Annotated in this window: 18 protein-coding genes; 6 read left to right on the top strand and 12 right to left on the bottom strand. The window is 67.9% G+C overall.

Annotated features, from left to right (window positions below; translation table 11 throughout):
* Window positions 1–35: 35 nt before the first annotated feature.
* Window positions 36–728, top strand: a complete 693-nt coding sequence (locus ACFULV_RS16060; protein ID WP_378657200.1) for a response regulator transcription factor — start codon at window positions 36–38, stop codon at window positions 726–728.
* Window positions 725–2,011, top strand: a complete 1,287-nt coding sequence (locus ACFULV_RS16055) for an ATP-binding protein (protein ID WP_378657198.1) — start codon at window positions 725–727, stop codon at window positions 2,009–2,011. Before ACFULV_RS16060 ends, ACFULV_RS16055 begins: the two co-directional genes overlap by 4 nt.
* Window positions 2,012–2,031: 20 nt before the next feature.
* Here the strand turns inward: ACFULV_RS16055 and lepA are convergent, their stop codons facing one another.
* A complete protein-coding gene (gene lepA, locus ACFULV_RS16050; protein ID WP_378637433.1) occupies window positions 2,032–3,906 on the bottom strand; it encodes a translation elongation factor 4 in 1,875 nt (624 codons plus the stop codon).
* 125 nt (window positions 3,907–4,031) lie between these two features.
* On the opposite strand from lepA, the gene ACFULV_RS16045 reads away from it, so the two are divergent.
* Entirely contained in the window at window positions 4,032–4,583 is a 552-nt protein-coding gene (locus ACFULV_RS16045; protein WP_358187042.1) for a type II toxin-antitoxin system PemK/MazF family toxin, read from the top strand.
* A gap of 54 nt (window positions 4,584–4,637) precedes the next feature.
* On the opposite strand, the gene ACFULV_RS16040 is transcribed toward ACFULV_RS16045, so the two are convergent.
* From ACFULV_RS16040 to ACFULV_RS16025, 4 genes are all read right to left on the bottom strand, one after another.
* Entirely contained in the window at window positions 4,638–5,414 is a 777-nt protein-coding gene (locus ACFULV_RS16040; protein WP_378657195.1) for an aquaporin, read from the bottom strand.
* A 66-nt stretch (window positions 5,415–5,480) separates the two neighbouring features.
* Window positions 5,481–6,323 (bottom strand): transglutaminase domain-containing protein, encoded by an 843-nt coding sequence (locus ACFULV_RS16035; protein WP_378637428.1) that lies wholly within the window; start codon window positions 6,321–6,323, stop codon window positions 5,481–5,483.
* Window positions 6,320–7,297, bottom strand: coding sequence for an alpha-E domain-containing protein (locus ACFULV_RS16030; protein WP_101463949.1), 978 nt, complete (start codon window positions 7,295–7,297; stop codon window positions 6,320–6,322). The genes ACFULV_RS16035 and ACFULV_RS16030 overlap by 4 nt, the downstream gene beginning before the upstream one ends.
* Window positions 7,298–7,301: 4 nt before the next feature.
* A complete protein-coding gene (locus tag ACFULV_RS16025) occupies window positions 7,302–8,927 on the bottom strand; it encodes a circularly permuted type 2 ATP-grasp protein (protein WP_378637741.1) in 1,626 nt (541 codons plus the stop codon).
* A gap of 308 nt (window positions 8,928–9,235) precedes the next feature.
* On the opposite strand from ACFULV_RS16025, the gene rpsT reads away from it, so the two are divergent.
* Both rpsT and ACFULV_RS16015 read left to right on the top strand, forming a co-directional pair.
* Window positions 9,236–9,496: a 30S ribosomal protein S20 gene (rpsT, locus tag ACFULV_RS16020; RefSeq protein WP_056821462.1), complete on the top strand. Its 261-nt coding sequence runs from the start codon at window positions 9,236–9,238 to the stop codon at window positions 9,494–9,496.
* 109 nt (window positions 9,497–9,605) lie between these two features.
* On the top strand, window positions 9,606–9,860 hold the full coding sequence (locus ACFULV_RS16015) for a hypothetical protein (RefSeq protein ID WP_378637424.1): 255 nt from the start codon (window positions 9,606–9,608) through the stop codon (window positions 9,858–9,860).
* Here the strand turns inward: ACFULV_RS16015 and ACFULV_RS16010 are convergent, their stop codons facing one another.
* The 4 genes from ACFULV_RS16010 to ACFULV_RS15995 all read right to left on the bottom strand — a co-directional run bounded on the left by ACFULV_RS16010 (window position 9,861) and on the right by ACFULV_RS15995 (window position 16,705).
* A complete protein-coding gene (locus ACFULV_RS16010) occupies window positions 9,861–11,069 on the bottom strand; it encodes an LCP family protein (RefSeq protein ID WP_378657193.1) in 1,209 nt (402 codons plus the stop codon).
* A gap of 220 nt (window positions 11,070–11,289) precedes the next feature.
* On the bottom strand, window positions 11,290–12,234 hold the full coding sequence (holA, locus tag ACFULV_RS16005; RefSeq protein ID WP_378657541.1) for a DNA polymerase III subunit delta: 945 nt from the start codon (window positions 12,232–12,234) through the stop codon (window positions 11,290–11,292).
* Window positions 12,116–15,178, bottom strand: a complete 3,063-nt coding sequence (locus ACFULV_RS16000; RefSeq protein WP_378657191.1) for a ComEC/Rec2 family competence protein — start codon at window positions 15,176–15,178, stop codon at window positions 12,116–12,118. The genes holA and ACFULV_RS16000 overlap by 119 nt, the downstream gene beginning before the upstream one ends.
* A 516-nt stretch (window positions 15,179–15,694) precedes the next feature.
* Window positions 15,695–16,705, bottom strand: coding sequence for a helix-hairpin-helix domain-containing protein (locus tag ACFULV_RS15995; RefSeq protein WP_378657188.1), 1,011 nt, complete (start codon window positions 16,703–16,705; stop codon window positions 15,695–15,697).
* A 180-nt stretch (window positions 16,706–16,885) separates the two neighbouring features.
* Here ACFULV_RS15995 and ACFULV_RS15990 point away from each other — a divergent pair, with 180 nt between their 5' ends.
* On the top strand, window positions 16,886–17,848 hold the full coding sequence (locus ACFULV_RS15990) for a DUF2332 domain-containing protein (RefSeq protein ID WP_378657185.1): 963 nt from the start codon (window positions 16,886–16,888) through the stop codon (window positions 17,846–17,848).
* Window positions 17,849–17,853: 5 nt separating this feature from the next.
* Here the strand turns inward: ACFULV_RS15990 and lexA are convergent, their stop codons facing one another.
* The 3 genes from lexA to ACFULV_RS15975 form a co-directional block, all read right to left on the bottom strand.
* On the bottom strand, window positions 17,854–18,504 hold the full coding sequence (gene lexA, locus ACFULV_RS15985; RefSeq protein ID WP_378657183.1) for a transcriptional repressor LexA: 651 nt from the start codon (window positions 18,502–18,504) through the stop codon (window positions 17,854–17,856).
* Window positions 18,505–18,537: 33 nt separating this feature from the next.
* On the bottom strand, window positions 18,538–19,032 hold the full coding sequence (locus tag ACFULV_RS15980) for a GNAT family N-acetyltransferase (RefSeq protein WP_378657181.1): 495 nt from the start codon (window positions 19,030–19,032) through the stop codon (window positions 18,538–18,540).
* Between the two features lie 72 nt (window positions 19,033–19,104).
* Window positions 19,105–19,947, bottom strand: a complete 843-nt coding sequence (locus ACFULV_RS15975; protein WP_378657178.1) for a DegV family protein — start codon at window positions 19,945–19,947, stop codon at window positions 19,105–19,107.
* Window position 19,948 lies beyond the last annotated feature (1 nt).

The raw sequence follows: 19,948 nt of genomic DNA, 5'->3' as shown, positions 1-19,948 counted from the left end.
CCAGCATAAACAACGGAAAACACTAGGGTGAGTGCATGACGGGACAGCAGATCTTGGTCGTCGACGACGAGGTCCGCGTGCTCGCGTCGCTGCGGCGCGGCCTCGAGCTCTCGGGCTTCGAGGTGATCACCGCGCCCGACGGCGCTCGCGCACTCTCCCTGGTGGGAACCGCTGCTCCCGACGCCATGGTGCTCGACGTGAACATGCCCGAACTCGACGGCGTCGGGGTGGTCACCGCCCTGCGCGCGATGGGCAACGACATCCCCATCTGCGTACTCAGCGCGCGCAGCGCGGTCACCGACCGGATCGCCGCGCTCGAGCGTGGTGCCGACGACTATCTGACCAAGCCGTTCGATCTGGGCGAGCTGGTCGCGCGGCTGCGCGCGCTGTTGCGGCGCAGACCGGTCACCGCCGCCTCGTCGGCCGACACGATCCAGGTCGGCGAGGTGATGATCGATCTGACCGGACATCGGGTGCACGCGGGTTCGGCACCGGTCGAGCTCACCAAACGCGAGTTCGAGCTGCTCGCGATGCTGGCGCGCAATGCCGGAATCGTGCTCGGGCGCGAGCAGATCCTGTCGACCGTCTGGGGTTACGACTTCAGCACCGACACCAATGTGGTCGATGTGTTCGTCTCGTATCTGCGCCGCAAGCTGGAGGCCGACGGTGTCGCGCGGGTGGTGCACACCGTGCGCGGGGTCGGGTTCGTGCTGCGGGATCAGCCGTGAAGGCCTCGTGGTCGTTGCGGGTCCGGGTCGCGTTGGTGTCGGCGGCGGTGGCCGCACTGGTCGCGGTCACCCTCGGACTGACCTACGCCGCGCTGCTGAAGGTGACGGGTACGAGCCAGCTCGATCAAACCGTGTCCAGCATGCGGGTACAGATCGCGCAGCGCTACGACGGCGCGCCCGCGGAGCCACCCGGACTTCAGGAACCCTGGACCCCGGTTCCGTTGCCCGCCACCGGGATACCACGTGAGCGCACCCTCGTGGTCCCCGGCGCCCCACCCGATGGCGCGCTCGCCCAGGTCCAGGGCGCCCCGGGAATGCTGGTCCGGCTCGATCCCGACCGCGACCTCGTCGACGCCGCCATCACCCGCAGCCAGCTGATCGGTCTCGGCATCGGGGTGGCCGGGGTGATCGTCGCCGCCGTATTGGGTTGGGTGCTGGCCGGATTCGCCGCCCGCCCGCTGCGCAGACTCGCCACCGCCACCCACGAGATCGACACACTCGACGAGTTGCCGCCGCTGTCGGGGCGCGGCGCCAAGGAGGCCGAGGAACTCTCCGACGCGATCAACCGGATGCTGGCACGCCTCAAGACCGCACACGGCGAGACCCGCCAGGCACTGGCCAGTGCCCGCGACTTCGCTGCCGTCTGCGCCCACGAGCTCCGCACTCCGCTCACCGCCATGCGCACCGACCTGCAGGTGCTGTCCGGCACCGAACTGCCCGCCGACCAGCGCGGCGCCGTCCTCGCCGATGTGCTGGCCGCCGAGGGCCAGATCGAGCGCACCCTCACCGATCTGGAACGCCTCGCCGTCGGCGATCTCACCGATCACGGCGCGTTCGAACCGTTCGAACTGTGCGAGACCCTCGACCGCGCGGTGCAGAACGCCCGCCGCGCGAATCCCGGCGTCGACGTCACCCTCACCGCCTGCGATCCGGTCCCGGTACACGGGCTGCCCGGCGGGATCATGCTGATCGTGACCAACGCGGTCGCCAACGCGGTGCTGCACGGCCAGGCCACCGAGGTCGCCGTCGCCGCACGGACTACCGGCAACGGCGCCGAGATCACCATCGACGACAACGGCACGGGCATACCGGCACACCTGTCCCCCACCGCTTTCGACCGCTTCGCCAAACGCCCCGGCTCTCCCGGCTCCGGTCTCGGCCTGGCACTGGTTCGCCAGCAGGCCGAGTTGCATTCCGGTACCGCCGAACTCGCCCACAGCCCGCTCGGCGGCGTCCGCCTGCGGGTGGAAATAGCTCAGGCGCCGGTGAGCACCGGCGCCTGAGCGGTCGTTCTGGGGCTTGCCTACTTCTTGGGCTTGTCCGAATCCGAGGACAGCGCCGCCACGAAGGCTTCCTGGGGGACCTCCACGCGACCGATGGTCTTCATGCGCTTCTTGCCCTCCTTCTGCTTCTCGAGGAGCTTGCGCTTGCGGCTGATGTCGCCGCCGTAGCACTTGGCGAGGACGTCCTTGCGGATCGCCCGAATGTTCTCGCGGGCAATGATCTTCGCGCCGATCGCGGCCTGGATCGGCACCTCGAACTGCTGACGCGGGATCAGTTCGCGCAGCTTGGTCGTCATCTTGTGCCCGTAGCCCTGCGCGGCGTCGCGGTGCACGATCGCGCTGAACGCGTCGACAGCCTCACCCTGGAGCAGGATGTCGACCTTCACCAGATCGGCTTCCTGCTCGCCCGCCTCTTCGTAGTCGAGGCTGGCGTAGCCGCGGGTGCGCGACTTCAGCAGGTCGAAGAAGTCGAAGATGATCTCGGCCATCGGCATGGTGTAGCGCAGCTCGACGCGGGTCTCGGACAGGTAGTCCATGCCGCCCAGCTCGCCGCGACGCTGCTGGCACAGCTCCATGATCGAGCCGATGAACTCGCTCGGCGAGATGACGGTGCACTTCACGATGGGTTCGTACACGTGCCGCGACTTGCCCTCCGGCCAGTACGACGGGTTGGTGACGACGTGTTCGGTGCCGTCCTCCATCTCCACCCGGTACACCACGTTGGGTGCGGTGGAGATGAGCTCGAGCCCGAACTCTCGCTGCAACCGCTCGCGCGTGATCTCCATGTGCAGCAGACCGAGGAAGCCACAGCGGAAGCCGAAGCCCAGCGCCACCGAGGTCTCCGGCTCGTAGGTGAGCGCGGCGTCGTTGAGCTGCAGCTTGTCCAGCGCGTCACGCAGATCCGGATAGTCGGAGCCGTCCACCGGGTACAGACCGGAGTAGACCATCGGTCGCGGCTCGCGGTAGCCGGTGAGGGCTTCGGTGGCGCCGTTGCGGGCGCTGGTGACGGTATCGCCGACCTTCGACTGGCGCACGTCCTTCACGCCGGTGATCAGATAGCCGACCTCGCCGACGCCCAGCCCCTGGGTGGGCTTGGGTTCGGGCGAGACGATGCCGACTTCCAGCAGCTCGTGGGTCGCGCCGGTCGACATCATCTTGATCTTCTCGCGCGGGGAGATCTTGCCGTCGACCACGCGGATGTAGGTGACCACGCCCCGGTAGGTGTCGTAGACCGAGTCGAAGATCATCGCGCGGGCCGGTGCGTCGGCGTCGCCCACGGGGGCGGGCACGGCTTCGATCACCTTGTCCAGCAGTTCGGTCACGCCGACGCCGGTCTTACCCGAGACCCGCAGCACGTCGCCCGGCTCGCAGCCGACGATGTGGGCCAGCTCGGCGGCGTAGCGATCGGGATCCGCGGCGGGCAGGTCGATCTTGTTGAGCACGGGAATGATCGTGAGATCCTTCTCCAGCGCCAGATACAGGTTCGCGAGAGTCTGCGCCTCGATGCCCTGGGCGGCGTCGACCAGCAGGATCGCGCCCTCACAGGCCTCGAGCGCGCGGGAGACCTCGTAGGTGAAGTCGACGTGGCCCGGGGTGTCGATCAGGTGCAGGACGTACTCGGTGCCGTCGACCTGCCACGGCAACCGCACGTTCTGCGCCTTGATCGTGATGCCGCGCTCACGCTCGATGTCCATCCTGTCCAGGTACTGGGCACGCATGGCCCGCTCCTCGACCACACCGGTCAGCTGCAACATCCGATCGGCCAGGGTCGACTTGCCATGGTCGATGTGGGCGATGATGCAGAAGTTCCGGATCCGGGACGGATCGGTGAACGTCGTATCGGCAAAACTGGAAGCCACTCCACTCCTCGCGGGGTATAGGCGAACTGCGCCCATCGTCCCATGCGCCCAGCTACACCACTCGCACCGGTGCACCCGACCGTGAGTAGACCTTGTCATTCCGCCGAACCCGGGCCCTGTCACCGGTGCACCGAAGTGCGAGTCGGCGTTATATTTCACAGATGGCCAGCAGTTGGAACAGTCTCGGCAAGCAGCTCGGCGTCATCGCCAAGGAGCAGGGGCCCAAAATCGTGCGCAAGCAGGGGCCACGACTGCTCGAGAAGCTGGTGGACGCACTGGCGACCAAGCCGGGACCCGCCGTCGCGGTACGCCCGACGGCCTCGACCCCCGTGCCGACGGCGCATCGCGCCCGCCAGATCGTCTACTGCCCGCAGCTCGACGGACGCGCCGACCCCGGGGAGATCGTGTGGACCTGGGTGCCGTTCGAGGAAGACCCGACCAATGGCAAGGACCGGCCGGTGCTGGTGGTCGGGCGCGACCGCAAGACTCTGCTCGGACTGATGCTGTCGTCGAAGGCCGACCGAGCCCACGACCGCAACTGGGTGGGCATCGGCACCGGGCCGTGGGATCACGACGGCAGGCCGAGCTGGGTACGGCTGGACCGGGTACTCGACGTGCCGGAGGACGGCATCCGGCGCGAGGGCGCGATCGTCGAGCGCAAGACCTTCGACCTGGTCGCGCACCGGTTGGTAGCCGAATACAGCTGGAGCTGAACACCATCGAACCCCGATCCGGTCATCCGGATCGGGGTTCGATGGTGTTCGTAGCTAGGAGTGCACGTTCTTGGACCGGCCGAAGATCAGGCCGTAGAGCAGTGCGCCCAGTGCCCCGCCGATCAGCGGGAAGACGATGAACGCCCATATCTGCCCCATCGCCCCGTCCTGATACGGCGCGACGCCCAGGCTGCGCGCCGGGTTCACCGAGGTGTTGTCGATCGGCAGCGAGACCAGGTAGATCACCGTGAGCGTCACGCCGATCGAGAGCCCGGCCAGCGGCACGTCGGAGATCTGATCGGTCGAGGCCAGCACCACGAACACCAGCAGCGCGGTGAGCATCACCTCGATGATGATGGTGGCCGCCAAGCCGTACCCGTTCTGCACCACCACCTCACCGAGCGGACCGGTCACCGCCGACGGACTGTGCGCACCCCAGCCGTTGGCGCCGAGACCGTCGACCGGGCGGTCGTAGGCGGGCAGGTTGTTCGCCAACGCGAACAACACGAGACCGGCGAGGAACGCGCCGACCAGCTGGGCGATCACATAGCCGACCGCACCGATCGCGCTGATCCGCCCGAGCAACATGTGCCCGAGCGTCACAGCCGGGTTGACGTGGCAGCCCGAGATCGGCCCGATCGCGTAGACCAGGAACATCAGCGACAGTCCGAAGGCGAAGGCGACCCCGAGCGGGCCCACCCGATCGCCCGTCAGCACCATCGTGCCGACGCCACAGATCACGAGGATGAAAGTGCCGAGCCCCTCGGCCGCCCACTTCTTCGGCTCCGGGACGACTTCGATTTCGACGAGTTCCTGTGCAGTGGGAGACATCGGCCGCCACCTCTCCGGGAGGAATCAACCCCGCGGCGAGCGGGGTCCGCACGAGCCTCTCGGACACTACGCGAGCCGGGTGACCTCCACAACGACCTCCAGGTCTGTCGAGCCGCCGCCGGAGAACACGCCTTTCAACGGCGGCACATCGGCGTAGTCACGACCCACGCCGACCGACACGTGCTGCTCGTTGACGGCGAGATTGTTGGTCGGGTCGTAGCCCCACCACTGCCCGGTCCACGCCTCGATCCACGCGTGCGACTGGCCCGCCACCGTTTCGCCGATCGCCGCACCCGGCTTCGGATGCAGGTAGCCGGACACGTAGCGACTGGGAATTCCCATGCTGCGCAACAACACCAGCGTCAGGTGGGCGTAGTCCTGGCACACGCCGCGACGTTCGGCGAAGGCCTGCAGCGCCGAGGTGTGCACCGAGGTCGTGCCCGCGATGTAGTCCATCTCCTTGTGCACCCACTCGGCCGCGCGCACCACCGCCTTGGCCGGCTCCTCACCGCGCGAGAGCTGACGCGCCACCGTCGACAGTTTGCGATCGCGCGGCACATAGGCGGTGGGACTGAGCATTTCGTCGAACCGGTCGACGACCCGCCCACCCTGCAGTTCGTCCCAGCTCAGTTCCTCGGTGGGCTCGGCGAACGGTTCGGTCTCGACCACCGAGGACCCGGTCACCTCGAGTTCGGTGTGCGGTGCGTGCAGGTCGAAGGCCGTGACCGCGGTGCCCCAGTAGTCGGTGTAGCGATAAGCCCTTGTGGCGGGCACGGTTTCGACGCGATTGAGGATCACGTTCTGCCTGCTGTCGGCGCGCGGGGTGAGCCTGGCCTCGTTGAACGAGCGCGTCACAGGCGCGTCGTAGACATAACCGGTGGTGTGCACCACCCTGATCCGCCAACTCATAGCTCTCCCTCTACCTGCACGCGGCTGTCCTGCTTGCTGCGCACGTCGGTCCACGCCACCCACGGGGCGGCATGGAAGTACTGGCGTGACACGGCTTCACTGAGCTCACGGCACGATTTCTGCAGGGCGAGCAGGCGGCTCTGCAGATCTTCCAACAACACTCCCGGCGGCAGGAACTCGAGTTCACTGCGCGCGCGTCCGAGCACTCGTTGCGCCTCGTGCCGCGCGCCGACGCGACTGCCCGGCCGCTGATCGAGCTCGGTCAGGCAGGCCTCGGCGACGCGCAGCGTGTGGAACACCGAACGCGGGAACAGGCGGTCTATCAGGATGAACTCGGCGACTCTGGCGGCGTCGAGGGCGCCGCGATGGGTGCGCAGGTAGGTGTCGTGCGCGCCCGCCGAGCGCAGCACTGTCACCCAGGCGGGCGAGGAGGTCTTGTCACCGGCGCGCGAGAGCAGCAGGCGCACCATCATGTCCACGCGTTCGATGGATCGCCCGAGCAGCAGGAAGCGGTAGCCGTCGTCACGACTCAGGGTCGAGTCGGTCAGTCCGGTGAACATCGCCGCCCTTCCCTTGATGTAGGAGAAGAACTCGTGTGGACCGAGGCCACGCGCCGCCCGCTCCGCCGCGGCCATGCCGTTGTAGGTGGCATTGAGGCACTCCCACATCTCACTCGAGGTGACTTCGCGTGCGCCGCGGGCGTTCTCGCGGGCTTTGGTGATGGAGTCACTGATCGAGACGCCGTGGTCGTGGCTGTAGGCGACGAGATCGGTGACCGACCACACGTCGAGGCGAAGGCCCTCGGGCGGTTCGATCCCGAGCACCTTCAGCAGCACGCGAGACGTGCGGTCCGCGTCGACGGTGGCGTCTTCGAGCAGTTGGTGCACCGCCACGTCCAGGATGCGCGCTGTGTCGTCGGCGCGCTCGACGTATCGGCCGATCCAGTAGAGGGATTCGGCGTTTCGAGCAAGCATGTCTCTATTCCCCGATCAACCGCTGTGTCTGCTGCTGTTGCTGCTGTTGCTGATTGGCCTGCGGCGTGCTGAGTTCGCGCCCGAGCTCGAACGAATCCGCTTGCGGCGGTTCACTGACCAGTTCGGGTCCGGCCAGTTCCCGGTCGACCGACCCCGCGCGCCCGGCCAGCACCCAGGTGTCCTTGCTGCCGCCGCCCTGACTCGAGTTCACCACCAGCGAGCCCTCCGGCAGCGCGACCCGGGTGAGACCGCCGGGCAGCACCCAGATGTCGTCTCCGTCGTTGACCGCGAACGGGCGCAGGTCCACGTGGCGGGGCGCGAGATCGTCACCGATCTTGGTCGGCACCGTCGAGAGCTGCACCACCGGCTGGGCGATCCAGCCGCGCGGGTCGGCCTTGATCTTGCGCTTGATCGCCTCCAGCTCGCGCGGCGAGGCGTCGGGCCCGATCACGATGCCGTAGCCACCGGAACCCTCGACCGGTTTGACCACCAGTTCACCCACCCGGTCGAGCACCTCCTCGCGTTCGTCGTCCAGCCAGCAGCGGAAGGTGTCGACATTGGGCAGGATCGGCTTCTCGCCGAGGTAGTACTCGATGATCTTGGGCACGTAGGTGTAGATGAGCTTGTCGTCGCCGACACCGTTGCCGACCGCGCTCGAGATCACCACATTGCCCGCGCGGGCGGCGTTGAGCACGCCGGCGACGCCGAGCACGGAATCGGGGCGGAAGTGCATCGGGTCGAGGAAGGTGTCGTCGATGCGCCGGTAGATCACGTCGACCTGACGCTCTCCCGCCGTCGTGCGCATATAGACGACGTTGTCGCGGCAGAACAGGTCGCGACCCTCCACCAGCTCGACACCCATCTGCCGGGCCAGCAGCGAATGCTCGAAGTAGGCGGAGTTGTGCACGCCCGGCGTGAGCACCACCACGGTCGGGTCGACCTCGTTGGGCGCCGCGGAGGCCCGCAGCGCGCGCAGCAGGTGGCCCGGATAGTCGCCCACCGCGCGCACCCGATGCGAGGAGAACAGATCGGGGAAGACCCGGGCCATCGTGCGCCGGTTCTCCATCACATAGGACACCCCCGACGGCGACCGCAGGTTGTCCTCCAGCACCCGGAAGTCGCCCTTCTCGTCGCGGACCAGGTCGATGCCCGAGACGTGGATGCGCACGCCGTTGGGCGGGACCAGCCCGGCGGCCTCGCGGTGGAAGTGCTCGCACGAGGTGACCAGACGCTTCGGGATCACCTGATCACGCAGGATGTTCTGCTCGCCGTAGACGTCGGCCAGGAACAGCTCCATCGCGGTGACCCGCTGTTTGATGCCGCGTTCGAGCTTGGCCCACTCCGCGGCGGCGATCACCCGCGGCACCAGATCCAGCGGGAACGGGCGCTCCTGGCCCGACAGGGAGAAGGTGATGCCCTGGTCGATGAACGCGCGGTCCAGCGCGTCCGATCGTTTGGCCAGGTCATCGACGTCATTGGCCGCCATCGCGGCGTGGATGCCCTTGTAGGGCGCCCGGACCTTTCCCGACGCGTCGAACATCTCGTCGAACGCGTCGGCGAAGCGGCCGGGGCCATATCCCTCGAACAATCCGGTGTGGGTGGCTGCCGGATGGCCGTTCGTTCTCACCATCGCCGGTGATGCAGATCGAGCCGTACTCGGCGCAGTGGTGGAGGTCATGACAAAAACTGTGCATCACCCGGCAGCAGGGTCGTGTGTGACACAGGTAAATTCTTTGCATCACCTGAAACGGGTGAAATCGGCGTCGTCTCCCCGGTCGACCGGATGAGGGCCGATTTCGCCGGGGGGTGGCGAGCTGGTAACCTCGATCTTCGGCGCGGTGTTACCCGTAGTTCAGCACCATCTGCTGCATCGTGGGCGCGCGCCCGACGAGCTTTCAAGGAATACCACCCAGCGACAGGAAACCAGAGGATACAGGCGTGGCCAACATCAAGTCCCAGATGAAGCGGATCCGTACCAACGAGGAAGCGCGCAAGCGCAACCAGTCGGTCAAGTCCGCGCTGCGCACCGCGATCCGCAACTTCCGTGAAGCTGCCTCCAGCGGCGACAAGGAAAAGGCTGCTGAGCAGCTGCAGTTCGCGAGCCGCAAGCTCGACAAGGCCGCGTCCAAGGGCGTCATCCACGCCAACCAGGCGGCCAACAAGAAGTCCGCGCTCGCGCTGGCTCTGAACAAGATCTGATCGACGGCGAGCCTGGCGCTCGCTGGCATACTTCGCAAGACGCAGCCGCCGTGGCCTCGATGACCACGGCGGCTTTTGTCGTTCCCTTCCACCGGCTACCATTCGCGCCATGTTGACGGTGTACGCGAATCAGACGGTGGTACGAGGCGATGACCTGGCCGAGGTGATCCGCGCGGCGGAGATCCTGGGTATCGGTCTCAAGGTCGAAAATGTGATGGTGCCCGACGAGGACGGTGGCTACGGCGCCGCGTGGATCGTCACCCGCGAGGACGAGGTTCCCCTCTACGACGAGTGGGAGGGACGCTACGACGACCTCGACGACGACGAGGATGTCGACGTCTCGCTGGTCGTCGCCGGCGAGTAGTCAGTTCACGCAGGGCACCTGACCCGAGGTGATGTCGCTGCGGACCGGCCTGCCCGCGTCGGGAGTCTGTGGCTCTGACGCGGTCGTGCTGGTCTGCCAAGCGCCCGCTGTCGACTCCGACGACCAGGCGGCAGGCGGTTCCGTGCGTTGTCCGGTGCGTCTGGCCGTAGTGGAGGCCGGGACCGGCATACCGAAGGCCGCGGCCATCTCGCGGCGGATCGCCGACCGGTCGACGATGTTCACGTCCTGGCCGTTGATCACGTCGTAGCGCAGCACCGGCAAGGTGCGGAACTCGACCTCGGGATCGTCGGCGGCGCCCAGGGTACGGACGAATTCGGTCATGTTCCAGCCGTCCGACAGCACGATATTGCGATGCGCCACATCCATCAGTGCCGAGAGCTTGCCCGGGTCGGTGAGGGTGCCCGCGCTGCGAAGCTGGCGGGCCACCGAGGTCAGGAACGCCTGCTGACGGTGGGTTCGATCCAGGTCGCCGTTCTCCAGCCCGTGGCGCTGCCGGACAAAGGCCAGCGCCTGCGCGGGATTCAGCTGCTGGCGCCCGGCGGGAAAATCGGCGCCGGAGAACTCGGAGTCCTGGACCGGCTTGTTCAGACACACTTCCACGCTGCCCAGCGCAGCGGCCAGATCGTAAAAGCCCGCCAGGGTCACCTCGGCGAACCTGTCGATCGGCACGCCTGTCAGATCCCGGACCGCGGCCACGGTAGAGGCCCGCCCCGCCTCCCTGCCCGCCTGTTCCAGTTTCCGCTGATCGGTGACGCCTCGCGCGATCAGCTGGTCCTGTACGGCCGCCTTCTTCAACCCGTACGCCTCCTTGATCTTGGCGTGGGTGTAGCCCGGGATCCCGGTGACCGGCACATAGTCGTCGCGCGGTATCGACACCGCGACGATCTTGTCCATCGAGGCCGGAATATGCACCAGGATCAGGGTATTGGCGTTGTATCCGCCTTCGTCACCGTCGCCGGCGTGCAGTTGCTCGAGGACCTCGGCCGGGAGCTCGTTGCCGTTCTGATCGCGCCGGGTATCCAACCCGATCAGCAGGATGTTGAGGTCGCCCCCGAGTGAGTGCGGGGCGTCGTCCCCGATCGCCCGCGACCGCAGGAACCCCGCATCGAAACTCCCCGCCGTCGACCACCCATATGCCGTGACCACCACCACCGCGGCCGACAACACCGCCGCGACCACCTGCACCACCCGCCGAGCTACCCGCCCCGCCGATCCCCGACCGCGTCGACCGCGCCCGCCTCGTCCATCCCGGCTACCACTCGGCTCAACCATCTCATGATCAACTGTGCCAGCCGTGAGAGCGACCGGACATCGCGATTGGATCCCGATTGGATGGCGGTGCGGCGCGCCTGCTCAGTGGGAGCGAGTACCGACGGCCGGCGAAAATGCGCACCGGGGAGCCGGTGGGTCAGCCGGTGGCGCGGAGGTCGAGGATGCGGGCGAGGGCGTGTTCTACGGCGTAGGTGGCGTCGGCGGCGCCGCCTTTGACGTCGGCGTTGAGGGTGGCTACCACCTGTAAGGCGGTGCCGATGGTGGCGGGGTTCCAGCCGCGGGCTTGGGCTTGGGCCTTCTTGATCTTCCAGGGGGGCATGCCGAGCTTCTGGGCGAGGGCGAACGGGTCGCCGCGGCCTGCCGAGCCGACTTTGGCGATGGTATGGACCGAGTCGGCGAGCGCGTCGGCGAGCAGGACGTGGGGAACGCCGCGGTCGGTGGCCCAGCGCAGGGCTTCCATCGCGCCGGAGCGGTCGCCGGCGACAGCGAGGTCGGCGACGTCGAAGCCGGTGACCTCGGCTCGGCCGGAGTAGTAGCGACGGACCGCGTTCGCGTCGACCTTGCCACCGGTGTCGGACACCAATTGTGAACAGGCGGCGGCCAATTCACGCAGCTCCGAGCCGACGGATTCGAGCAGGGCCTGCACGACCTCGGTCGACACCTTGACCCCGAGGGCCCGGAACTCGCCCCGCACGAACTCCACGCGCTCAGCGCCCTTGTTGAGTTTGGTGCACTCGTGGACAGTCGCGCCCTTCTTCTGCAGTGCGGGTGCCAGCGCCTTGGCCCGTCCGCCGCCCGAGTGCAGAACCATGAGCACCACACCGTCGGGCGGATCGGCCGCGGCCTCGGTGATCACCGCGACCGCGTCCTTGCCCGCTTCCGCGGCCGACTCGAGCACGATCACCCTGTCTTCGGCGAACAGTGAGGGGCTGAGCAACTCGGCCAGTTCAGCGGTGCTGGCGTCACCGGCGCGCAATCGGTCGACGGGTACCGAATCCGGATCGGGCGCACAGGCCCGCACCTGCGCGGTCACCATCGCAACCGCACGTTCGACCAGCAGTTCCTCGTCGCCGAGGACCAGATGCACCGAGGCAGGGCGTTCGCTCACCAGGCGATCCTACGTACGCCCACCGACACCCCGGGGCGCCGACCTCGTGCATGTCGCCGAGCACCGTCGCTCTGCTGCGCCTGGCCCCAGATCGAGTTCCTCGATGCCATCGAGGCGTGGGTCGGTGCCGCGCCTGCCATGCACGTCGTCGAGACGTGACGGTCCGCAGATCGGCGGCCGTTCCCACGACCACGACGTCGCCGTCGAGGTCGGACCGCGCGACGGTGGTGCCGAGCGCGGCCAGGGTCGTGGTCACCGTGGGGTGCGGATGACCGAAGGTGTTGTCCGACCCGGCACTGACCAACGCCAGGCGTGGGCCGACGGCACGCAGGAATTCCGGTGTGGTGGTGCGTGATCCGTGATGAGGCACCTTGAGAATGTCGGCCCGGACATCACCACCGCGCATGATCCGGGCCTGCGCCTCGGCCTCGATGTCACCGGTGAACAGGATCGTTCCGGCTGGAGTGCGTGCTCGCATCACCAGTGACCGATCGTTGGCCTCGTCGGCCGCCAGTGACGTCGGTATGTCCCGGCTCGGTGCCAGCACGCGTAATTCGACTGAGCCAAAGGTTATTTCGTGCCCCGCGTGCAGTTCCATCAACGGGATACCAGCCGCACCAGCCAGTTCCGTCACCCGCTCGACTCCCTCGGTGTCGTCACTGTGGCTATGCGATTCTCGTTGGAAAACAGTCTGTTCCGTGGACCGGCCATCACTTTTCGCCAGCCTCTCCTCCGGCGTCCCACGCGGGCACACGACATGATCATCTCCCGTCAGCCGCACCTCAGCGCGCACCGTCGACGATCGCTCCAGCGGATGTGAGGTTGCCGTCGGCTGCGGTCCCCCTGGCACTGTCGGTGTCGCCGAGCGAGACGGTGTTCCGCCCGAGTCGTCCGGATGCAACGGCGGGACAGCCGAATCCACAGAGGGCACCTGCACGGCGACTACACCCGGTGGTGACGATTCCACTGGTTGCGATGGGTATCCCGCGACTTCTGTCGGATGCGAAGGAATTCCGTTCGACGGGCTGAGGCTGGGCGGGGTCGGCACTGTGGGCGGCGTCGGTCCCGCGGTGCGGTCTGCGGCGGCACAGGTTTCGGCGATCGCTGAGCGGAGTTCACCCGGAGCGGTGGCTATGGCATCGACAGTGCGGTCTCGCAGAGCGCCGGCGAGTCCGTTGATGTGATCGGCATGGGGGTGAGTGAGGACCAGTAGCGGGATGTGGGTGATCTTCAGGCGGTCCAGGCAGGCCCGGATCGGGCGTGGGTCCGGGCCGACGTCTACGACGACCGCGGCACCGGGAGCAACAGACAGAGCCAGACCGTCGCCTTGCCCAACGTCACACATCGCGAGCACCCAGCCCGACGGTGGCCATCCTGGCTGCAAGAAGCGCACCGGGAGCAGCACGATCGACACCCCCAGCACCACCACCGCCAGGAGTCGGCGGGTGTGCGACCAGCGCAGTGCCGCCACGACCACGACGACGATCACTGCCGCGACCGATCCTGCGACCACGCCGCCAGGCACCGTGATCGTGGCGCCCGGCACCGCAGCCGCACGATCGGCGACGCCGAGCAACCACCACATCGGTGGCCGCGCGCACCACAGCACCCATACCGCGGCATCACCCCAGACGCAGGCCACGACCGCGCCCACCGCGCCGATCACCGTGATCAGCCCGACCACCGGTGCGACGAGCGCGTTCGCCACGATCGCCACCAGGCTCACCCGCCCCGACAGGGCAACCATCAGCGGCACGGTGACCACGAACGCGGCCGCCGACACCGCGACGATCTCCGCGGGTGCGCGCCACCAACCGTGCGCCCGCAACCAGTCCGCCCAGCTGGGCGCGAGCAAGATCAGCCCCGCGGTCGCGAGCACCGACAGTGCGAATCCCGCGCTCACCGCCAATTGCGGTGCCACGGCCAGCAATCCGATCACCGCCGCACACAGCGCCGGCAGCGCCTGCTTGCGTCTGCCGGTGAGCAGGGCGAGCACTGTCACCGAGCCCATCGCCGCCGCACGCAGCACGCTCGGGTCGGGGCGGGCGATCACGACGAACAGCGCGACAGCCCCCGCCGCCGCAGCAGCACTGGTTTGCGGGCCGGCCGTGAGCAGGCGGGTGAGCGCCAACAGGGCCGTCAACAGGATTGTGAAATTGGCTCCGCTGACCACACAGAGGTGCTGCAACCCGGCAATTTCGAATGCGTCACGCACTTGTTCCGGCAGCGCGACGGTGTCACCGACAACGAGCGCGGGCAGCAACCCGGCCGCAGCAGGTGGCAGTGCCCTGGCGGACGCGTCCACCAGATCCGTTCGCACGCTCGCCGCGACCCGCTGCCACCACGGCGGCTCACCGATCCGCTTCGGCGCGTCGGCGGCGTGCAGGGTGGCGACGGTCAGATCGGCCCGGTTCGGCTCGCTGACCTCGGCCCGGAATCGCACCCATTGCCCGGGCGACAGCTCGGCCCACTCACTACCCTGCGCGAGCACCACAATCGAACCGCCGGCCTGCGTCCATGCCGGGCCATGACCGAACTCCCGCAGACCCGCACGAACAATCCACCGCCGCTCACCGCCGAACCCACCGGCGCGCAGGGGTTTCGCGTCATCGGTGACCACCGCGAGCACGTTCACCGACCGACCGAACGACTCTCGCAGCGGATGTGCCTGAACATGGTGCTCCTGCCACGCTCCGGCCGCCGCGAACCCCGCACCGAGCAGCATCGTCGCCAACCCGGTCACCGCGACAACCCGCCACCGCTCCCGCCGATGCGCCATCGCCCACAGCAGCAAAACCCACAACCCGATCGCGACCACGACCGACGCAACAGCCAGCACCAACCCCGCGACCCACCCCGCGGTCACCGCGACAATCGTCGCCACCCAGCACCCGAACGCCGCAGGAACCAACCGCATATCGAGTACCTGCAGCTCTGGTTCCCCCTCGCCCGTCACTCCTTGTCGCCCCACGCCAACCCGGCGTCCCGGTCCCCGCACCACCCACTCCCAGAGCTCTGCTGCTCGCGTCCTCCGACGCCGACCCGACCGCTCCTGCGAAGCGCTGTCGCGTTCAGCCGTTCCCGGCCACCCACGTCGGTTCGAATCTCCCGGCATCTTCCCTACGTGCTGAACGGCTGTCGTTCGCCGACGCTGCTCCTCCCGAACCGCTCCCTCGCCCGGCGCGTGGCTCATCCGCCTGCCGTGTCGTCAGGTCGGGGCGTACCGCTGCCCAGGTCAACCACATCGTCCGCAGAACAAAGGTTTTCGCCCGATCCGAGTGGACATGTCAGACGACGGAGATCGCCTGATCCCGGCGCGCGGTCATTCACCGTTTCGGTGGGCTGATCTGTGGCGGGCCTGGTTCCGAGCCGTGCGCACGGCCACACCGGGCAGGTCATGCGATCACCGCCACGCAGGGCGTCTTCGCGTGGGTCATGCCGTCACCAGGTCGCGGAGTCGAGCCAGCCGGGCGGGGCCGATGCCGTCTACCTCGCCGAGTTGAGCGACATCGGTGAAGCGTCCGTTGGTGGTGCGCCACGCGAGAATTGCCTTGGCGGTGACCGGTCCTACGCCGGGCAGTGCGTCCAGCTCGGCTTCGGTTGCGGTGTTCAGATCGATGCGCGAATTGCCGGACGAGACAGCGCCACTGAGGCCGGCGGTGCTCGAGCCTCCTTGCTTCGAGCTCGCGGTGTTCGAGCCGCCGAGGCCGGGCGGGGTCACAGGCGCGCGACCAGCGCCGATCATGATGCTGCCGAGGCGTGGTTGACCGGATTGAGGATCCGTGGCTCCGACTATGACCTGGTCCCCGTCCGCCAGCCGTTGTGCCAGGTTCAGACCTGCCAGGTCGGCACCGTCACGAATTCCTCCTGCCTTCTCCAAGGCGTCGGCGATCCGAGAACCGTCCGGCAATCGGTGCAGCCCGGCTCGTTCGACCAAACCGACCACGCTGACGACGACATCGGCACCCGAGGCCGGGGCCGAACCGGACACGGCAGCGACGGCGGTGGTCGGGCCGGGCTGTACGGCAACGCTTTCCGCCCGCAGGACAGGCACCGGCGGAACCGCCCGCGCCACCGGCTGATCTCGCAGCACCATCACACCGGTGAGCACCACAGCGATGACCCCGACCAGCCCGAGTACCAGCGCGCCGCGACGACCCGGATCCAGCCGTGCGTCCCGGAAGCGCGCTGGCACCAGGCGGTTTCGCCGACCCGATCCACCATCGTCGAGCCACCCGGGTGGCCCCACTGGACCTGCCGGTCCGGCCTGCGGCGCGAGTTCGTCATCGTCCCACTGTCCTTCGCCGTCGTCAGAGAGCGCAGCACTGTCCCCTGCCTCCATCCCGGACGCGCGCAGCGGCTGACTACTCGGTCGTGCTCGCTCGTGGACCGCGAGCCCGCCCAGCCGCTGCCGTACTCGCTCGTGCTCTTCGTGTCGTGACATGGCAGCGACGCTAGGCCGACACCGACCTGGCAAACCCCCGCCGACCTGGGCTTCGAAGAACCCTGTGGATAACTCCGAACCTGTGGACAACTCACCGGTCATCGAGGCTTCGCACCCGGAATCTCGTCTGCCCGAATGGATACCGTGCGCTCATGGCCGATTCGAAGTACTCAGGAACCCATGGAACTCGCACAACGATTCCGCGACTTCGCGCTCCTCGAAGCGCGCGGAAACTCCCCGCTCTATCACCGACGAGCGCTGGATATCAGCGTGGACGCGGAGGTGCTGGCGCTGATCGCTCAATTGCCCACGGACAAACAGCAACCCAACCTGATCCTGGCCGCCGCGCGAGTGCACGGCGCGACCGCGGATCCCTATCACGAGTTCCGCGACCAGCTGCGCGAGAACTGGCCGGCGATCTCCGCGACCGCACTGCGCAGACGTACACAGACGAACGAGGCGGGCCGGGCGGCAACCCTGCTGCCGGTGCTGGCCCGCCTGCCCGGCCCCCTGTCGCTCATCGAGGTCGGAGCATCGGCCGGACTGTGCCTGTACCCGGACCGTTTCAGTTATCGCTACAACACCGCCGCGCTGGATCCGGCCGACGGTCCGTCATCGGTTGTTTTGACCTGCAAGACAACCGGAGCGGTACCGATCCCGGACCGGCTCCCCCGGGTCGTCCACCGCGCAGGAGTAGATCTGAACCCGCTCGACGCCGGCAACAGCGACGACCGGCGGTGGCTGTCCGCGCTGGTCTGGCCGGGTCAGGACGAGCGGCTGTCGCGCTTGCGTTCGGCCTGCGCGATCGCGGCAGCGGAACCACCGACGATCGTCACCGGCGACCTGAACGAGCAGGTCACCGAGCTCGTGCTCGCGGCACCACGCGCCAGCACCGTGGTGGTTTTCCACAGTGCTGTGCTGAACTACCTCTCGCCTCAGGCGCGGACGGACTTCCGGGCGACGGTGCGGGACCTGCCCTGCCACTGGGTTTCGCAAGAGGGCACCGGGGTTCTCAGCACGCTGGCCGACCGGTTGCCCCCACGCGAGAGCACGGCGGCCCGGTTGGTGCTCGCCCTCGACGACGAGCCATTGGCTTTCGCCGGGCCGCACGGCCAGTCACTGGACTGGTTCGGCCCGGCGTAGCGACCTCACAGTCGGCGCATCACCGACACGACGCGGCCCAGGATGACGGCTTCGTCACCGTCGATCACGGAGTAGGCGGGGTTGCGCGGTTCGAGCTGGACGTGCCCGTTGCGGTGGCGGTACACCTTGACCGTGGCTTCCTCCCCGATCATCGCCGCGACGATATCGCCGGAGTTGGCCTCGCGCTGACTGCGGACCACCACGAGGTCGCCGTCGCAGATCGCGGCATCGATCATGGAGTCGCCACGCACCCGCAAGCCGAAAACCTCACCACGGCCGACCAGTTCACGCGGGAGGGTCATGACGTCGTCGGGGTTGTGCTCGGCCAGGATCGGAGTGCCGGCCGCGATGTCGCCGACGACGGGCACCGACACCGAGGCGTCGGAGTCGGCGGCGGACGCGCCACGCAGGAACAGGCGCACGTCGATGGGGCGGCTCATGGTGGCGGCACGGCGCAGGAACCCGTCCTCCTCCAACGCCTTCAGGTGTTGGGAGACCGTGGATGTGGAGCGCAGGCCCACCGCGTCGGCGATCTCCCGCGTGCTCGGCGCGTAGCCGTGGGCGAGCACCGAATCCCTGATCACGGCCAGGATGTGTTGTCTGCGGGGAGGCAGGCTCGCGGCGTCGAGGTGGTCGAAGTCGTCGTATCCGGTCATCGGGGAATCGTAGATCCCCCCGCGATCACCACTTCAGTCCAGGTTCCTCGCGAAACAGTTCGACTGCGGCAGGACGTGATATGGCGCGAACAGCGGAATCCGGTAATAGCCATTGCGCTCGTAGAAGCGCACCGCTTCCGGCTGCAGGTGCCCGGTCTGCAGGATCATCCGCGGCCGGCCGGCCGCGCGCACGGATGCTTCGGCGGCGTGCAACAGCGCGGTCGCGGTTCCGGTGCCACGGTAGGCGGGACGCACGAACATCCGCTTGAGTTCGAGGTCACCGGCGTTCCAGCGCACCGCGGCGTGCCCGACAGGCTCCGCGCCCACGTACGCGACGAACGTCTGGTGCACGGTCGCGTGGTCGACCGCGATCGGCGAAGGACCGCGCAGGGCGAGCTCGAGGTGAGCGTAGCGGGGACGGATCTCGGCCGACATCTCCGCACGCAGCGACTCGGCATCCGGGTCGTCCCACTCGACCACGAGCACTCGTGGCGAAACGTCGGTCTGTGGGGAAGTGTTGCCAACCATGACAACCACGGTAGGCACCGGATCATCGTCACCGGACTGTTTGCCCTCAGCGAGATTCTGAACCGGCAGCGATCAGACGCATCCGCCGGGCAACACCGCGACGCCGAGTGCGCCGACACCGAGGTGCACGCCGAGTGCGGGGCCGAACTCGGCGACGTAGAGCTCTTGCACCTCCGGCAGCTGCTCACGCAGTTGCGCCGCGATATTTTCGGCGGCATCGGGGGCACCGAGATGCTGGATGCCGAGGGCCGCACCATCGGACGCGGCCGCCTCCACCGCGGCAGCCACCAGCTTGGCGTAGGCGCGCGATCTGGTTCGCACCTTCTCGCGCATTTCGAGCTTGCCCTCTACCAGTTGCAGCAGTGGTTTCGTCACCAGTTCACTGCCGAAGAACGCCGCGGCGCTGCTCAGCCTGCCACCCTTGCGGAGTTGCTCGGTGCGGTTGACCAGAATGAACGTACGCGAACGGGTCGCGGCCGACACCGCGCGCTCGTAGACATCGTTCAATGCCTCGCCTGCCCTCGCCTTACGCGCGGCGGCCAGCACGGGCAGACCGGTCGCCAGGCCGGCCCCGAGCGAATCGACAACGCGCACACGATCTTCGGCGCCCATGTCACGCACCGCCTGGCGGCCCGACTCCCACGTCGCCGACAATCGGCGCGACAGATGGACGGCCACGACACCGTCTCCGTCGCTCTGGCTCAGCGCTCGTTCGTAGGCTTCGCGCAGTTCTCCGGGCGAGGCGGCCGACGTGGTGACCGAGTCGGCGGTGTAGTCGATCTCGATCGGGTCGACGCCTTCCCGGATCTCGTGCTCACCGACGAGCACGTGCAACGGCACCACTTCGATACCGAGCTCGGCGACGAGATCGGCGGACAACCCCGCCGCCGAATCGGTGACCACCACAACGGCCACG

It is taken from the genome of Nocardia sp. NPDC057272 (genome assembly GCF_042668615.1).
GTDB lineage: Bacteria > Actinomycetota > Actinomycetes > Mycobacteriales > Mycobacteriaceae > Nocardia.
This window is presented reverse-complemented; position numbering and strand designations above follow the sequence as displayed.

What these genes read in the sequence shown, in the direction of transcription:
- ACFULV_RS16060 (WP_378657200.1), top strand. Translation starts at nt 36, where the DNA reads ATGACGGGACAGCAGATCTTGGTCGTCGACGACGAGGTCCGCGTGCTC.
- lepA (WP_378637433.1), bottom strand. Translation starts at nt 3,906, where the DNA reads ATGGGCGCAGTTCGCCTATACCCCGCGAGGAGTGGAGTGGCTTCCAGT.
- ACFULV_RS16045 (WP_358187042.1), top strand. Translation starts at nt 4,032, where the DNA reads ATGGCCAGCAGTTGGAACAGTCTCGGCAAGCAGCTCGGCGTCATCGCC.
- ACFULV_RS16040 (WP_378657195.1), bottom strand. Translation starts at nt 5,414, where the DNA reads ATGTCTCCCACTGCACAGGAACTCGTCGAAATCGAAGTCGTCCCGGAG.
- ACFULV_RS16035 (WP_378637428.1), bottom strand. Translation starts at nt 6,323, where the DNA reads ATGAGTTGGCGGATCAGGGTGGTGCACACCACCGGTTATGTCTACGAC.
- ACFULV_RS16030 (WP_101463949.1), bottom strand. Translation starts at nt 7,297, where the DNA reads ATGCTTGCTCGAAACGCCGAATCCCTCTACTGGATCGGCCGATACGTC.
- ACFULV_RS16025 (WP_378637741.1), bottom strand. Translation starts at nt 8,927, where the DNA reads ATGGTGAGAACGAACGGCCATCCGGCAGCCACCCACACCGGATTGTTC.
- ACFULV_RS16015 (WP_378637424.1), top strand. Translation starts at nt 9,606, where the DNA reads ATGTTGACGGTGTACGCGAATCAGACGGTGGTACGAGGCGATGACCTG.
- ACFULV_RS16000 (WP_378657191.1), bottom strand. Translation starts at nt 15,178, where the DNA reads ATGCGGTTGGTTCCTGCGGCGTTCGGGTGCTGGGTGGCGACGATTGTC.
- ACFULV_RS15995 (WP_378657188.1), bottom strand. Translation starts at nt 16,705, where the DNA reads ATGTCACGACACGAAGAGCACGAGCGAGTACGGCAGCGGCTGGGCGGG.
- ACFULV_RS15990 (WP_378657185.1), top strand. Translation starts at nt 16,886, where the DNA reads ATGGAACTCGCACAACGATTCCGCGACTTCGCGCTCCTCGAAGCGCGC.
- lexA (WP_378657183.1), bottom strand. Translation starts at nt 18,504, where the DNA reads ATGACCGGATACGACGACTTCGACCACCTCGACGCCGCGAGCCTGCCT.
- ACFULV_RS15980 (WP_378657181.1), bottom strand. Translation starts at nt 19,032, where the DNA reads ATGGTTGGCAACACTTCCCCACAGACCGACGTTTCGCCACGAGTGCTC.